The organism is Lysinibacillus sp. RU7 (assembly GCF_057837305.1).
Window position 1 is genome coordinate 1 of the sequence record NZ_JBYQFK010000018.1, and the last position, 13517, is coordinate 13517.

At 37.9% G+C, this 13517-nt stretch carries 13 protein-coding genes; 8 read left to right on the forward strand and 5 right to left on the reverse strand.

Going from position 1 to position 13517, the window contains the following annotated elements; genetic code table 11:
* Positions 1 to 1503: 1503 nt before the first annotated feature.
* Positions 1504 to 2310: an SDR family NAD(P)-dependent oxidoreductase gene (locus tag AC3II9_RS13600; protein WP_489156247.1), complete on the forward strand. Its 807-nt coding sequence runs from the start codon at positions 1504 to 1506 to the stop codon at positions 2308 to 2310.
* Between the two features lie 68 nt (positions 2311 to 2378).
* Here AC3II9_RS13600 and AC3II9_RS13605 read toward each other — a convergent pair whose 3' ends face one another.
* Together AC3II9_RS13605 and AC3II9_RS13610 are read right to left on the reverse strand one after the other, a co-directional pair.
* Positions 2379 to 3317, reverse strand: coding sequence for an SDR family NAD(P)-dependent oxidoreductase (locus AC3II9_RS13605; RefSeq protein ID WP_489156249.1), 939 nt, complete (start codon positions 3315 to 3317; stop codon positions 2379 to 2381).
* A gap of 152 nt (positions 3318 to 3469) precedes the next feature.
* Positions 3470 to 4303, reverse strand: a complete 834-nt coding sequence (locus AC3II9_RS13610) for a TetR family transcriptional regulator (RefSeq protein ID WP_489156251.1) — start codon at positions 4301 to 4303, stop codon at positions 3470 to 3472.
* A gap of 398 nt (positions 4304 to 4701) precedes the next feature.
* On the opposite strand from AC3II9_RS13610, the gene AC3II9_RS13615 reads away from it, so the two are divergent.
* From AC3II9_RS13615 to AC3II9_RS13645, 7 genes are all read left to right on the forward strand, one after another.
* The gene (locus tag AC3II9_RS13615; RefSeq protein ID WP_489156252.1) at positions 4702 to 5508 is read left to right on the forward strand and encodes an SDR family NAD(P)-dependent oxidoreductase; all 807 of its coding nucleotides are present in this window, start codon (positions 4702 to 4704) and stop codon (positions 5506 to 5508) included.
* 37 nt (positions 5509 to 5545) lie between these two features.
* Positions 5546 to 6814 (forward strand): MFS transporter, encoded by a 1269-nt coding sequence (locus AC3II9_RS13620; protein WP_489156253.1) that lies wholly within the window; start codon positions 5546 to 5548, stop codon positions 6812 to 6814.
* A 360-nt stretch (positions 6815 to 7174) separates the two neighbouring features.
* Positions 7175 to 7507 carry an aminotransferase yhxA gene (locus tag AC3II9_RS13625; protein WP_489156254.1) on the forward strand — a complete coding sequence of 111 codons (333 nt, stop codon included), beginning with the start codon at positions 7175 to 7177 and terminating at the stop codon, positions 7505 to 7507.
* Positions 7508 to 7535: 28 nt separating this feature from the next.
* Positions 7536 to 7934 carry a DUF350 domain-containing protein gene (locus AC3II9_RS13630; protein ID WP_489156256.1) on the forward strand — a complete coding sequence of 133 codons (399 nt, stop codon included), beginning with the start codon at positions 7536 to 7538 and terminating at the stop codon, positions 7932 to 7934.
* A gap of 18 nt (positions 7935 to 7952) precedes the next feature.
* Positions 7953 to 8408 carry an RNA helicase gene (locus tag AC3II9_RS13635; RefSeq protein WP_489156258.1) on the forward strand — a complete coding sequence of 152 codons (456 nt, stop codon included), beginning with the start codon at positions 7953 to 7955 and terminating at the stop codon, positions 8406 to 8408.
* Between the two features lie 8 nt (positions 8409 to 8416).
* A complete protein-coding gene (locus tag AC3II9_RS13640; protein WP_489156380.1) occupies positions 8417 to 9640 on the forward strand; it encodes a glutathionylspermidine synthase family protein in 1224 nt (407 codons plus the stop codon).
* Positions 9641 to 9991: 351 nt separating this feature from the next.
* On the forward strand, positions 9992 to 11692 hold the full coding sequence (locus tag AC3II9_RS13645; RefSeq protein ID WP_489156260.1) for a methyl-accepting chemotaxis protein: 1701 nt from the start codon (positions 9992 to 9994) through the stop codon (positions 11690 to 11692).
* Positions 11693 to 12047: 355 nt separating this feature from the next.
* On the opposite strand, the gene AC3II9_RS13650 is transcribed toward AC3II9_RS13645, so the two are convergent.
* The 3 genes from AC3II9_RS13650 to AC3II9_RS13660 all read right to left on the reverse strand — a co-directional run bounded on the left by AC3II9_RS13650 (position 12048) and on the right by AC3II9_RS13660 (position 13421).
* Positions 12048 to 12365 (reverse strand): BRCT domain-containing protein, encoded by a 318-nt coding sequence (locus AC3II9_RS13650; RefSeq protein ID WP_489156262.1) that lies wholly within the window; start codon positions 12363 to 12365, stop codon positions 12048 to 12050.
* A 92-nt stretch (positions 12366 to 12457) separates the two neighbouring features.
* The gene (locus AC3II9_RS13655) at positions 12458 to 12820 is read right to left on the reverse strand and encodes a DUF1722 domain-containing protein (RefSeq protein ID WP_489156264.1); all 363 of its coding nucleotides are present in this window, start codon (positions 12818 to 12820) and stop codon (positions 12458 to 12460) included.
* 178 nt (positions 12821 to 12998) lie between these two features.
* Entirely contained in the window at positions 12999 to 13421 is a 423-nt protein-coding gene (locus AC3II9_RS13660; protein ID WP_489156265.1) for an Ohr family peroxiredoxin, read from the reverse strand.
* Between the last annotated feature and the right edge of the window lie 96 nt (positions 13422 to 13517).

Below are 13517 nucleotides of genomic sequence, written 5' to 3' on the forward strand. Positions count from 1 at the left end.
TTCATCGGTTGATGGGAGAGTAAAGAAGACATCTTTTGTACTTTAGAACCCCACTCATTCATGGGTGGGAGTGTCAGCAAAAGATAAAATGAAGTTTATCGCTGAGTTAAGAAAACGATGCCCTCATGTACAGTTTCCGGACAATCAAGAGTTCGAGTAACTAGCTCTCTTATGAGGGAAGAGAAGAACCCATAAAGATAAACAAATGCGAATGCTAGTAAATTGTAGCATTCGCGTTTTATTTTTCGTTGCACTCAGTTGTCATCTGATTTTTTACCATTGTATATATAAATCAACTTAAAACTGACGATATTCGTAGCGTCCATATCGTAACCTCTGTGCTTCCCAACTACCTACAATAAAGGAAAATCAAATATTTTTACCCCTGCTAATTAAAAAGTTGCTGTATCCGGTCAAAATAACCTGGTACGAGCAAAACCTTATCGTATCCGAGCAAAAGCCCGGGGTATCCGGTCAAAAAGCTACGGTATCCGAGCAAAAAATCGCCGTATCCGGTCAAAACAACCTGGTCCGAGCAAAACACTACGGTATGCGGGCAAAAGCCAGGAGTATCCGGTCAAAAAGCTACGGTATCTGAGCAAAAAATCGCCGTATCCGGTCAAAACAACCTGGTCCGAGCAAAACCTTACCTTATCCGAGCAAAAGCCCGGGGTATCCGGTCAAAAAGCTACGGTATCCGAGCAAAAAGTCGCCGTATCCGGTCAAAACAACCTGGTCCGAGCAAAACCTTGCCTTATCCGAGCAAAAGCCAGGAGTATCCGGTCAAAAAGCTACGGTATCCGAGCAAAAAGTCGCTGCATCCGGTCAAAAATCCCCAGTGCTAACAAGATTGTCCACTGAATAACAAATTGTATGAAATTTTGCGCAAGCTAAAAATATTAAATAATTTCGTTATCCTGATATTTTGAGTTTCTAACAATACAATTAAACTACAAATGTAGTATAATTGCTTTTTGTAAGTTTGAGTTTCTCATTACGTATTAATAATTTTAGATGGAGTTGTTCGAAGTTATTAATAATATGATGGAAATGAAACTTTATGCTTTTGCAGTTCCTCTGTAAATAGTAGGGATGATCCACATAAATCATCAGGGAGCTATTGCCAGTTGTAAAAAGAGACGAACTAGACAGATCAGATATTCCTTCGTATCAGACACCATAAGTATTTCTGTATCCGTTTATCCTATGTTAGGGAAATTATTCAGAATGTCCTGTTGTTTTTAAGGGTGAGTCGATTCGGTCCTATCATTTTTGAATTGGTTAATATACCATCCATTATTTAAGGTGGATGGCGCAGGTCTTTCTAAAAGTTGATTGATCCTGTTTGATGATTTATGCAAAATTCCGAAGAGAGGATGCCCAAAAATGATGCCCATTTCAGAGCACAGATCTAATTCCCATAGAAATGGCATCAGTTGATCGGGGTAATGAAACTAAAATTTGAATGGATGTTTATACATCACAAGAAAGGAGTGCTTATCAATGGGAAGAGTACAAGGTAAAGTAGCATTAGTAACAGGAGGGGCTTCAGGTATTGGATTATCTGCAGCAACATTATTGGCAAAAGAGGGCGCAAAAGTAGTCGTTGCTGATTTCAATGTAGAAGGAGCGAAGGAGGTAGCTGAACAAATTAACGCGCAAGGCGGAGAGGCTATCGGTATGTTCCTTGATGCAGGGAATGAAAATTCAATTAAAGAAGCAATCGAAAATACAGTAGAACATTTTGGTACAATTACAGTTCTATTTAACAATGTTGGTTTAACGAATCTTCAGAAAGATTTAGATGTAGTAAATCTGGATTTAGAAGAGTGGGACCGACTAATGAATGTCAACTTAAAGAGTGTATTAGTTGGTAGTCGCTATGCCATCCCGCATATGGCGAAAGCTGGCGGCGGTTCAATTATTAATACAGCATCGATGGCTGGATTCACAGGCGACGTTGTACGTTCTGCTTACGGCGCTTCAAAGGCGGCTGTAGTGAACTTAACGAAATACATCGCGGCTCAATACGGGAAAGACAAAATCCGCTGTAATGCGATTGCACCTGGTTTAATTTTAACACCAGCTGCAAAGCGCAACATGAGTCAACAAGTATTAGATATTTTCGCGAAGTACAATGCGTTACCATACCATGGTGAAGCAGATGATATCGGCTATACAGCAGTATTCCTAGCCTCCGATGAGTCTAAGTTCATCACTGGCCAAACAATTCAAGTTGAAGGTGGCCATTATATTGCCAATCCAAGTGCCCCTGACTTCCAAGAATTAATGCGTCAGGCACAAAAATAATCTTTCTATAAATAGAGTCCGAGTGAGTATTCAAATCACTCGGGCTTTTTTATATAAAAATTAACATCTTAGTTTTCCGTGAGGGCTATGCTTAACTTCCATATTTGTTCAACGTTTTGAGGATTGATGGCATAACTAGGATAACTAGTTGAACCGAATATATTTTTCAATTGTGTCAAGCCTTTTTCGGATGTGGCTGGTTTTACAATTTCTCTTTTATGATTGATCAGTTGGCCGGTTAGATCTTTAAATTCATCTGAGGTACAAATATGAAAATAGTTATCCGCCATGCCTGCTGGTAAAGGGTTCGTGAGGTTTTGTAAATGGGCAAATACTTTCCAAACGGAATGCATTTTTTCTATCGTTTCTTTTGATAGTTTGACACGGTTAATTTGAATGGCATTCACTTTAATCCCCATGTGTTTATATTCTTCTGCCAGTTTAAAGGTTAGCATTAATAACGCCATTTTCGAGTCTCCGTACATCTTATACGTACTATAAGCCCGCTTGCCTCTATACTCGCCACGCAAATTGTCGAACTCAATTTTTCTTTTTGGGTCAAAGAAGTTTTTAATATTTGTCGTACAAGCATGGAGAATTCTTGGGTCTGGTGATTTTGCTAGATAATCTGCTAATAAGCGAGTCATGAAAAAAGGGCCGAATGTATTCGTCGCAAAAGACAATTCGATACGCTCGGGACTAAGTTTATATTCTTTTTCGCCGTGATTTAAGTATGCGGCGTTATGGATCAGGATGTCCAACCTCGGGTATTTCGCTTTAAAAGCAGCACAAAATGTACGGATCGAATCAAAAGAAGAAACATCCAGTTCCATCAAATCTACATTCGTATTTTTAGTCGTTTCCATAATATCGTGTTGGACCACTGTACTAATGTTCAGATTGCGGCAAGCCATAATGACACGATATCCTTCTGTTGCAAATTTAAGAGCAGCTGCTTTACCAATACCAGAATTTGCGCCTGTAATAATTACAATTTTGTCTTGCATCGAGTACCTCCTGTTCTTTTATCCATATTAGGTCCTTCCACATATAAACATTAAAACAGTATAGGGGTGCTTTGCGTCATTTAGAACAAATCCCACTAGCTAACATAAGCGATTCAAAAGGGAGATTTTTATTTAAGTGAATGTATCGATAATTAACCAGTTTGTTCCTCATATTCTTTCGGATTTATAATTCTATAGACTTTTACATTGTCCTCATGTATTGAGATAAAATGATTGGATTGTCTTGTATTTAATCCTCTAATGCTACCTTTGTTTTTACCTATCAGTTGAGGGCGGCTACTACCGATCTTCCAGCAATATAGCTCGTTGTATCTATTAAAAAAGTATGCAAATTTTCCTCTTACACAAAGAGCATGTGAGCCATATAAGATTTTAGGTACTTTATAAGATGCTATCGTTTTTTTAGTTGGGTTTACGCACAGTAAAGGGAAATCTCTATAAGGAAAAAGCCATAATGAAGAAGACTTTCCTTTGCAGATAGCATAACAGTCAGCGATGGATGGTCTATGTAATAAGTCGCTATGATATCTAAACGTGGGCGTACCACTATATGAAAAAAGTACAAGTCCTTCAATTGAAATGCCACTTCCAAATACACCTTCGTCAAAATAACTAATCCAAATCCCTTCTTTGCTGGTCACTATATCTTCAATAGCATCTCCACAGTAAAAGGAGTTCTGAATTTTACCATCAGTATTTAAAATGTATAGATTGTCTCGTTTACTATTATTACGTGCATCAGCAATTAGAAAATGATTATAGTCAATCCATCTAATGAATGGATAATTACAATTGATATTAACGTGATTAAGAGTTATTTGAGTGTCGCCTATTTTTACTATAAGTTTGCTGTTCGTTTTGAATACTAATAATAATCCATAGTCGTCGTTCCAATCACAATCAATTAATTTCATATCGTGATTACTTGGTGATTTTGAGTACAAAATAGTTTCAATCATGTCCATGAAATCATCCCCTAAAGTATCATATGTAAATATTATACAACAGATAAGAGGGTGTCTCAAAATTCATTTTCAATTACTTTGAACTGCTTCCTGTCAAATAAATAATAAAAGCTGTCTTGTTAGTGAACTTCATTTATTTCATCATTAGAATAATCAGTTTGATATTTTAGTGGAATGATTAGTCAAAGACGACCTAACTCCTGTAGGAAAAGCGAAAGCGAGTTAGTTGTAGCAAAAATCAAGATATTCCAATACACTCGCTTGTCATAAAAGGTAAATCAATACGCGATGTATATTCATCAACTAATAAGAAAATATTGGAATCACAAATTCCGTGGATGTTTAAAAAAATTGGGTAAATTATATAGAGGTTTATTTTTGAAAGGAGTTTTAGAGCAATGGGAAGAGTACAAGATAAGGTTGCACTTATAACAGGTGGAGCGTCAGGTATAGGATTATCGACCGCGCTATTATTAGCGAAAGAAGGCGCAAAAGTAGTCATCGCGGATTTTAATATGGATGGCGCGAAGGAAGCGGCAGAAAGTATAAAAGCCCAAGGTGGAGAGGCTGTTGGGATATTTCTTGATGCGGGAGATGAAAAGTCCATTAAGGAAGCGATTGACTATACCGTTGAATATTTTGGTCACATAACGGTGTTATTTAACAACGTAGGACTAACAAATCTTCAGAAAGATTTAGATGTTGTGAATCTAGATTTAGATGAATGGGACCGGCTCATGAATGTGAATTTAAAGAGTGTGTTGCTTGGCAGTCGGTTTGCTATACCGCACATGATAAAAGCTGGTGGCGGCTCGATTATTAATACGGCATCGATGGCTGGATTTACCGGTGATGCTGTTCGTGCTGCATACGGAGCATCGAAAGCAGCGGTCATCAATCTGACAAAGTATATCGCTACGCAATACGGAAAAGATCATATTCGATGTAATGCAGTAGCGCCGGGGTTAATTTTAACACCTGCTGCCGAACGAAATATGGCGCCTGAGGTGTTGGATATTTTCGCGAAATACAATGCGTTACCGTATCATGGGGAACCAGATGATATAGGCTATACCGTTTTATTTTTAGCTTCGGATGAGTCTAAGTTCATCACGGGACAGACAATCCAAGTAGAAGGCGGCCATTATATTGCCAATCCGAGTATTTCAGATTTTAACGAATGGATGAGGAAGGCACATAACTAAGTTTCATGCAAAATATAAAGCAAATAGGAGAGCCCTCATGAGTCAAAATAAAACGAATGTTCACTATGCCTGGTGGGTTTTAGTAGGACTATGTATTATTGTCGGGTTAGGAAAAGGTGGTCTAAATAATTCCGCAGGGCTTTTTTTAACACCTGTTACAAAAGATCTTGGTGTAGGTATCGGAAGTTTATCGCTATATTTTAGTATATCAGCCATTGTGACGATTATCATTTTACCGATAGCTGGAAAATTAATGATGAAATATAATACGCGTTTACTACTAGTAATTGCTATTATTTTGCAAGCTGGCGCATTCGCCTTATTCGGTTTGATGAACTCGGTTTGGGGCTGGTATGTGTTAGCTATTCCACTGGCAGTTGGTGGAGTGGTCATTACCGTCATTGCAGGTCCTGTTTTAATTAATCAATGGTTTAAAAAGAGCAATGGACTGGCGCTCGGCATTTTAAGTGCTGCAGGCGGGGCACTTGGAGCAGTGGCACAGCCAATCGTGGGGAATTTGATTGCCAATCAAGGCTGGAGAGCATCCTATGTCATTGTGGGTATCGCGATTATTTTAATCGTTGTCCCTGTCGTATTCCTTCTTATCAGAAAATCCCCGAAAGATAAGGGGCTACTGCCATATGGGATAGAGGAAGCAAAAAACACGGGCGATACGAGTGCTAGCGAGGCAAGTAATAAAGGTGTCACGATGGCTGTAGCGAAGAAATCCTCGGCTTTTTATGCATTAGTACTCTTTTTCTTTTTAGTTACCTCAATCGCAAGCTTTTCAGTGCATATCCCCACGTTTTTAATGAACAAAGGATTTGATGTAACATTTGCAGGGAAGGTAATGAGTGGCTATATGATTGGCGTGCTCATTGGGGCACTCATTATTGGCTTTTTAAGTGATAAAATTGGGTCGAAAAATACAACAATGTTCACGATGATTGTCGGATTAGTAGCGGTCAGCTTGTTATTGTTCCTTGCTTCTAGCTCAACGATTATCATGGTAGCTGTTGGGCTTTTCGGGTTTATCTCTTCCTCTATTGGAACATTGGGGCCAGCCCTGACGACAAGCTTGTTTGGCAATAAAGAATACAGTCAAATTTATGCCAATGCTTCCATAGGACTAGCCATCTCGTCGGTCGTTGCATTGCCAGCATATGGCTATGTCTTTGATATTACCGGAAGTTATAGCTTAGTTTTATATGCCATTGTCCTTATGCTAATTATTAATATCGGATGTGTATTCGTTGCATTCAAAGGGAAAAAGAAGTTGGAGCAAGCAGGATTTTGGAATGAATAGATGCATAAAATAAGCATTGCACAAGTGGTTTGTCATAAACAATTCACTTGTGCAATGTTGCGTTATTGTGCATGAAGGATGGAATCTACTATGCTATGTTAATTTACGATATCCGAGCAAAAGCCGGCGGTAAACGGTCAAAAAGTTATGGTATCCGAGCAAAAAATCCCTGTATCTGGTCAAAATCCTGCAAGATGCAGGTCGATTTTTAAAGTCAATCGTTATGCTGGAATATTAAAATGAACTTATATATAACAGGGACTATCTTTGAAATTTTAATTTCCTAAAAATGATATTTCTGAATCTTTTTTACCGTTAGTTCGTAATAGTATGATGTGAATAGAGGAAGGAGGTGAAATAGTGGAGAAAACACGAAAAATAATGCTAGGCGTAACAACGACTGCACTGACAATTGGTCTTGCGGGGTGCGATTCATCAAGCGTCGATCTCCCGCCTCAACCGACTGATGGGAATTGTGACGATTGGGATTGGGACGACGAGCAAGGTGTGTGGGTATGTGATGATGATTCAACTTACCGCGGTCATTACTACTATGGTGGCCGTTATTATAAGGATAAAAATTCATTATTAATAAGTAGTGACTATGAAAAATATAAAAATAGTGCCTCATTTAAAGGGGGGACCCAGTCAAGCTCAGGGTTTGGTAGTGGCTCTAAAAGCTATGGTGGATAAAAGTTGAAAGTGAAAAGGGAGGATTTATGTGAATTTATATATTAATTTTTTAGCGTATTTAGGAGTTGCCTTGCTTCTGCTTGTTGTGGGAGTTGCATTATTTACCATTAGCACGCCAAAGATTAAGGAATTTAAGCTGATCGCTGAGAAAAATGTATCAGCGGCTATGCTGCTAGGTGGAAAAGTGATGGGGTTAGCGCTTGTTTTAGGAGCCGCTGCTGAATATTCCGTATCACTAGTGGATATGGCAATCTGGGGTGTCATCGGGATTGTTTCTCAAATCATTGTGTTTATTCTAGCAGAAGTGATTACGATTCGTTTTAGTATTCAAAAAGCGATTGAAGAAGATAATCGAGCAGTAGGGACGATGCTATTATCGTTATCATTAGCGGTTGGTTGGGTTTTAGCGAAATGTTTATCGTACTAACTTGAGGTGGGAAAGTCATTGAAACAATTAATTTACTATATCGATAAAGGCAATGGGCACTATGAGCCTTTCTATGAATATATGATTCCAAATGTAGGCGTGGATGAATGTTACGCAAGACAGCTATGTACATATTTTATTATGAAAGGAACCCAATATGAGCTAACGGCGAATGAGATGGATGGGGATCAAGAGATTTTAGTAGTGAAAGAGCTAGGAAGAAATTTGTCAGGGGAAGATGAAAGAAGCTTTCGAGGTGAAGGGATACATATTGAGTTTCGCAGCCCGAATGAGCGAGAAAATTATCGGTTATTTTCTCGTATTCCTTGCAACTCTCATTTCGAAGCGTTTCGCTTTCTGTTAAAGGATGTTGTAGATGTGCCAGGCATCGGGCAAAAGCTTGTTACCTCTACAGAAATTGATGAAGACCGCGGCGTATATGTCATATATGTGAAGGATTTAGAAGAGGTTTGACGGAACAAATGTATCATACAAAGAGACAGCGATTTTATGAGAAAATAGAAGGCTTTTGGGCAAATCTTTACGGAGAGGAATATGCACTTTATGATATGGCGCTTTTGACTGAAGCTGAGGTTGCTCATATCCGTCTGGTCAGTGAACGAGTTGGTGCTATATTTTTTAAAATGGGGTCTTTACTTCGAAAGGTGACTGATGAAACCCTACTTGACATGGGCTTTCCAAAAGAAACCCTTTCCTTTATTAGGCTAAAAACGCTTCCGGTCGAGAGTGTAATTTCCCGACTTGACCTGATCCCATATGGGGGTAGCTATAAGTGTATTGAAATAAATGCAGATACACCGACATTTATTAAAGAGCTATTTTCGATCAATGGAATGATATGTAACGAATTTGGCGTGGAAAATCCAAACGAAGGGATGGAGCCGCTTTTAAGAAAAACCGTTCATGACAGCGTATACGGTAGCACGAATAAGCACTCTCCTCATATCGTCTTTACGGCGCACGAGGATCATACCGAGGATTATGAGACGGTGTTGTATCTTCAACAGAGTGTACCATCCGCTAAGTTTACACCTCTTCATCAGCTACATATTCAAAAAGGCGTAGGGCTTTTTGATGAAGAGGGGAAGAAGATAGACATTTTGTACCGACAAACATTCCCAATCGAAAATTTGATACTGGATGAAGATCATGCCGGAAATCCAATTGGTTTATGGTTATTAGAGCTAGTTGAACAGAAAAAACTTGCTATTATCAACCCACCTTCCTCTTTTTTATTACAAAATAAAGTGGTGCAGGCTGTTATTTGGGGATTACATGAAGAGCAGCATCCATTTTTTACGGAGCAAGAGCATCAGTGGATTGATGCCTATTTCCTTCCCACATATCTTGAAGCGGCTGTTTTTTTACAAAAGGGAATGTCTTATGTGAAAAAGCCTGCCTTTGGGAGAGAGGGAGACACAGTAGAAATATTTGATCAAGCTGGTCAGTTAATGCATGCGGATCGTCAAAGGTCTTATTCGGCGTATACCCCTGTCTATCAGCAATACATCGAGCATCCTACCATTTCGTTTAACAGTGAGAAAGGAAAGCAGGCAGGTAACTTGCTGTTAGGAAGCTTTCTGTTAAACGGAAAAGCCTCAGCTATTGGGTACCGAGTTGGGGAGAGGATTACGAATAATCTTTCGTATTACTTGCCTGTCGGTTTAAAAGGAATAATAAGGTAGATCTTTGGTGAAATAATCTGTTTTGTCTACAATGTGAGTCTTATGTTGAAACACTATGATAAACCTTTAAGGAAAGTAGCTTGTTATGTATTACTCAAGTCTAATATTTAACTTATAGCGATCCGCCTATAGTTTTTATTGATGCAAAGATAGCTAGGTTTACTATTAAGAAACGCTCATGAATTTTCAGACATCTAATCGTAACAAGGGAAAAAAATTAATTACGCAGAAAAGGAAGATAGAGAGTATGTAGACGGTTCATACAATGTATTTTTAAATATGTAGCATTTTAGATAAAAATTTTTGAATTTACAATAATAGATTGATTACAAATGAATAAGAGGTAAAAGCATGAATAGCTTAAAAATGAGAATGGTAGTCGTATTTTCTGCGTTAATTTTACTAATGGGAGGTTCTATAGGCTTTTTTATGATGCAGTCCTCTTCTAAACTAGTGGTTCAATCTATTAGTGAGCAAGCGACTAAAATAGGTGAATATACTCTTAGTCAAGTGGATGTCGAAAAACATAGTGAGATTCAAAAAGACCAAAAAGAAAACGATTATTACAAACAATTACTAGAGACGTTTGAAGAAATAAGAGTAGCAAATGGGTTGGAATATCTTTATACCATGAGTAGAGAGAAAAAAGATAATGGATATGAATATTTTTATGTTGTAGGAGGGGACGATGTTGCTATAGGCGATGTTGAAGAGAATGGTGCAGAGTATGACAAAATGGTGCAAGCTTTTGAGACAGGTCAAACAAGTGAACCAGAATTAACCACTGATAAATACGGAGATTTGCTTTCAATCTACATACCTATTAAGGATAAGTCAGGAGAAGTTACTAGTGTAATCGGTGTGGATTACAATGCAACAGATATTTTCAATTTGGAGAAAAAGAATAAGCTGAAAATGGTACTACTTATAAGTGTTTTTTTGATTATTAGTACAATTATTATTTTTGTTTTTTCAAAAATATTAACGAAACCGTTAGAAAGCTTAACAAAACAAGCAAAGAAAATTTCCGAAGGAGACCTAAAAATACAGGTAAAAACGGAAGGTAAGGATGAAATCAGTGCGTTATCACGTTCGTTTGAAAAAATGGTTGTCGATTTGAGAGAGATTATTGCAGATATTAATTCGACAACGATGACAATGAATAGCACTACACAAGAGCTTAGTACATTTGTGAAAACAACTAAAGAAGCTTCGATGAATATTACACAATCGATGGATGAAACTGCCGCAGGAATAGAAAAGCAATCCGAAGAAGTGAATATTATTTTAGAAATGATGTCAAATATGATGAATTTTCTACATGAAGGTGTTGCTCAAGTAAAAAGAACTGTTGAACATGCTAAAATTTCAACGGATACAGCAGAAAAAGGCAAGGCATCAATGCGCGAGGCCACAGTTCAGCTCCATGAGTTAATACAAACTGTTGAATCTGCGACTGAAACGGTTCAAAGTTTAGCCAAGCGTTCTGATGAGGTAGGAGAAATTATTCATGTCATTTCTGATATAGCGAATCAAACCAATTTACTTGCTTTAAATGCGGCAATTGAAGCGGCAAGAGCAGGGGAAAATGGAAAAGGGTTTGCCGTTGTGGCGGATGAAGTTCGGAAGCTTGCTGAGCAATCTCAATCGGCAGCAAATAGAATTGTTGATTTGATAGAAGCTATTCAAAAAGAGACGAATGCGACAGTAGTAAAGATGCAACAAAACTTGAATGCTGTTCAAAAGCAAGAGCAACTGATTAATCAAGGTGACGAAGCTTTAAATGTGATTGTTAATATGGTAGGGCAAACGCAAAAGGATACGAATCAGGTGGAAGGCGTGTTTAATAATCTTCAAGAAAATTCTCAAAAAGTTTTGGAAGCTTTAGAAACCATCTCAGCTGTTATTGAAGAAAATACAGCGGTGACAGAGGAAGTCGCCATAGCTTCAAAAGATCAATCAACTGTAATTAGTCACATTGTCGAAAATATGCATAAAGTCGAAGAAATTTCAGAGGTTCTTAAACATAAAGTTGATAAGTTTAAATTATAAAGCATAGTTGAAATGTTCCTGTTTAGTGCAATATCAATGCCGCTTCGACGTCGTTACTTCCAGGTTTTGAATGGTGTTTGCGCAATCAACTCGCATAGACGGTAGCATGGATACTAAAGGACTTAGGTCGTTTTTGATATAGCGTGATATGTACGGGATGTTGAAAGGAGAGACATAGGTTAAATTTTTTTGCTTCAACAAAAGAATCCGTTTCGTCTAAATATTCTCCGTATTAACTTCTAAACGGTTGTCCTAGTTTTCCAAAATGAAATATGCGAAAAGGTATGTGAACAATGTTGTTTTGCATACCTTTTTGATGAGATGGGTTTTAGGAAGAGAGTGGTATATGTATTGTTTACATAGAAATAAGCCATATAAAATCATCCTCAGTAATCATTTGAATGTCTAAACCAAGGTGAATGAATTGTTCTGCTTTTACTTGTTTTGTACTGATGCTACGGCGTTGCTTGCCAAGAATTACGAAATCGGTTTCCTTTGTAACAGCCCCTTGTACAATCCCGCCACAAGCGCGCACTTTTTTCGCCGCTTCTGAACGTGTCATCGTGGAAAGAGCCCCTGTAAAGACGATTTGTTTATGATAAAAGGGATGTTTTAAGCATTCAGATGGGTCAGAAAGGTAGATGACTTCTGTGTTGTTCTTGTTTTGGTTCATGTTCGTTCTCCTAAAGTTATACGATCTAACTTATAGTCTTCGAGAGGATTAGAATAACAGACGCTAGTACATAAAAGAATATAGAATATGTTTTATTGTCCTTCGCGCTGTAAAATCGTACTTTCTCGTAAATAAGTGACGTTATATTGATTGGCTAATTGTTGTAACAAGGAAAGAAGTGTTGAGAAATCCTTCCTGTGTAGCAGTTGTTCGTATGTTTGCTTTTCTTCGGGTGTAGCTACTTTACGGAAATAGCCCCACATATGCTGGCACGCATTGCGCTTGCTACCTTCCGTTGGCGTTTGTTGTAGTGCAGCGCGGATTAATTGTTCAATTTGTGCATGGTCCTGCTGATCACGCATCGCTTGCCTGATTTGATTGTAATGCTTTTGGCTATGAAACATCACACGATATTTCTCTTCACGCCACAATTTTTCAGTTTGTTGACGGTTCACATAATCACCTCTTGAAAAATAGTTATTTGAAATGGTGTGCTACTTCAATTAAATATAAAACATCAATTAGACTAGTCGTGGACAATCGTATCATAAGTAAGTGAGGTTTTTATAGATATGTACTAAAATACAACATCATCTCGACCAATTTCGGTCGAGATGTGTCTTTCTCCGTTACCTATTGTACCTCTAATGAAAAATCCATATTTTTTCTTTTAGCTTCTGAGTATGGCCACACTTGGCTTGCTTTTTGAACTAAATCTTCTAATTGGCTTTTTTCGATATTGGTACCTGTTACTTGTAAGTGAATGGCTAGTTGATAGCCTTCACCAATGTCATCTTCGGATAAGCTGACAGTAGCTGTGACCTCGGAATCGAACTTAATCTGTTCCTTATTCGCTACAATTTGTAAAGCACTATCAAAGCAAGTGGCATAGGCCGCTGCGAATAATTGCTCAGGGTTTGTAGTATTATCTAATTTCTCTGCACTTGGACTTCCTGGGAGAGCAGTTTTCATATTAATCATGTTATCCGGTGACTGTACTTTTCCTTCTAGTCCGCCAAAAGCTGTTGCATTTGCAGTAAATAAAATATTTGACATCATTTCCATCTCCTTAAATTGAAATTTACAACCATCATTAATTTTTCCAAATGGAAGTATTAATATGTGCAAATTATAAAGATTAAAAAAGGAAAT

Bases quoted from the DNA above. Each gene is read 5' to 3' on its own strand.
- AC3II9_RS13605 (WP_489156249.1), bottom strand. From the start codon at position 3,317: ATGCAAGACAAAATTGTAATTATTACAGGCGCAAATTCTGGTATTGGT.
- AC3II9_RS13600 (WP_489156247.1), top strand. From the start codon at position 1,504: ATGGGAAGAGTACAAGGTAAAGTAGCATTAGTAACAGGAGGGGCTTCA.
- AC3II9_RS13640 (WP_489156380.1), top strand. From the start codon at position 8,417: ATGTATCATACAAAGAGACAGCGATTTTATGAGAAAATAGAAGGCTTT.
- AC3II9_RS13645 (WP_489156260.1), top strand. From the start codon at position 9,992: ATGAATAGCTTAAAAATGAGAATGGTAGTCGTATTTTCTGCGTTAATT.
- AC3II9_RS13650 (WP_489156262.1), bottom strand. From the start codon at position 12,365: ATGAACCAAAACAAGAACAACACAGAAGTCATCTACCTTTCTGACCCA.
- AC3II9_RS13620 (WP_489156253.1), top strand. From the start codon at position 5,546: ATGAGTCAAAATAAAACGAATGTTCACTATGCCTGGTGGGTTTTAGTA.
- AC3II9_RS13615 (WP_489156252.1), top strand. From the start codon at position 4,702: ATGGGAAGAGTACAAGATAAGGTTGCACTTATAACAGGTGGAGCGTCA.
- AC3II9_RS13610 (WP_489156251.1), bottom strand. From the start codon at position 4,303: ATGGACATGATTGAAACTATTTTGTACTCAAAATCACCAAGTAATCAC.
- AC3II9_RS13660 (WP_489156265.1), bottom strand. From the start codon at position 13,421: ATGTCAAATATTTTATTTACTGCAAATGCAACAGCTTTTGGCGGACTA.